Origin of the sequence: Pseudomonas sp. WS 5021, assembly GCF_012985535.1 — a bacterium.
GTDB lineage: Bacteria > Pseudomonadota > Gammaproteobacteria > Pseudomonadales > Pseudomonadaceae > Aquipseudomonas.
On sequence record NZ_JAAQWP010000021.1, the window covers coordinates 1 to 1,231 of the forward strand.

Below are 1,231 nucleotides of genomic sequence, written 5' to 3' on the forward strand. Positions count from 1 at the left end.
TGAATCGCCCCTAGTTTCGTAGACACCTCCAAGCCTTAAAATGAGGCCCATTAGGAGGTGCCATGAGCAACCAGCGATATCCCGAAGAATTCAAAATCCAGGCGGTCAAACAAGTGACCGAAAAGAAGCTTCCTGTCTCGGAGGTGGCTGCACGATTGGGTGTGTCCGTGCACAGCCTCTATGCCTGGGTTAAGCGCTACACCAAGCCCCAGGAACAGCGCGTTGAGGAGGATGATCAGAGCGCTGAGGTTCGTCGTCTACGGGCCGAGCTGAAACGGGTGACGGAGGAGCGAGACATCTTAAAAAAGGCCGCCGCGTACTTTGCCAAGGAGTGCGGCTGAAGTACGCCTTTATTAAGCAGCAAGCGGGTCATTACGCGATTCGACGGCTTTGCCTGACGCTCAAGGTTCATCCCAGCGGCTACTACGCGTGGCTATCAGAACCAAAATCTGCGCGAGCCAAGGACGATCAGCGACTGCTTGGACTGATCAAACACTCCTGGTTGGAAAGCGGTGGTGTTTATGGCTATCGCAAGATCCATGATGACCTGCGAGAGGTTGGTGAGAGCTGTGGCCGTCACCGGGTAGCTAGGTTGATGCGCCTTGAAGGTTTACGTTCTCAGACTGGGTATCGACGGAGGCCGGGAAAATATGGCGGTAAACCAGCCGTTGCCTCACCGAACTTACTGAAGCGCCAATTCGATGTCAGAGAACCCAACAAAGTCTGGGTCACAGACATTACCTACATCCGAACATATGAAGGCTGGCTGTATTTGGCCGTGGTGCTCGATCTGTTTTCACGCCAGATCATTGGTTGGTCAATGAAGTCGCAGATGACCAGCGACGTAGCCATTGATGCACTGCTGATGGCGGTTTGGAGACGTAAGCCGAAGCAAGAGGTGATGATCCACTCGGATCAAGGCAGTCAGTACAGCAGCTCAGACTGGCGAAGCTTCTTGAAAGCTAACAACCTGGTAGCCAGCATGAGTCGTCGAGGTAACTGCCACGACAACGCTGTGGCGGAGAGCTTTTTCCAGCTGCTAAAGCGGGAGCGGATCAAGCGTAAAATCTACACTACACGCCAGGATGCTCGGGATGATGTGTTCGATTACATCGAGATGTTTTACAACCCAAAACGACGCCACAGTTTCAACAATCAGCTGTCACCGGTAGAGTTTGAAAAGCGTTACGCAGCGAGCCTGGAGAGTGTCTAGGAAACCCGGGGCGATTCA

Annotated in this window: 1 protein-coding gene; it reads left to right on the forward strand. The window is 53.2% G+C overall.

Going from position 1 to position 1,231, the window contains the following annotated elements; all coding sequences use genetic code 11:
• Window positions 1-62 precede the first annotated feature (62 nt).
• Window positions 63-1,213, forward strand: a protein-coding gene (locus HBO19_RS28320) for an IS3 family transposase (RefSeq protein WP_088500423.1) whose coding sequence is annotated in 2 segments (ribosomal slippage) — window positions 63-297 and window positions 297-1,213 — 1,152 coding nt in all. Because the reading frame shifts where the segments join, the coding sequence is not laid out codon by codon here.
• The last annotated feature ends 18 nt before the right edge of the window (window positions 1,214-1,231 follow it).